General features: G+C 72.9%; 1 protein-coding gene. It reads right to left on the bottom strand.

Annotated features, from left to right (window positions below):
• On the bottom strand, nucleotides 1–210 hold a 210-nt coding region (locus ACPYOM_RS24440; protein WP_481347967.1), incomplete at both ends, for a hypothetical protein.

Genomic DNA, 210 nt, shown 5'->3' with positions numbered 1-210 from the left:
GCGTAGAGCTGAAGGACTCCGCGCGTTCCGTGCGTCCAGCCCCTGACTCGTGCGGGTGAACCAGCGCACCGGACACCTGTCTCTTATACACATCTCCGAGCCCACGAGACGCGTAGTAATCTGGGGGGGGGGTTTTTGTTTTTGGGGGGGGGGGGGGGGGGGGGGGGGGGGGGGGGGGGGGGGGGGGGGGGGGGGGGGGGGGGGGGGGGG

This window comes from Monashia sp. HAY1-2A (assembly GCF_056755315.1).
The sequence above is the reverse complement of the archived record's forward strand: the minus strand, read 5'-3'. Positions and strand labels throughout refer to the sequence as shown.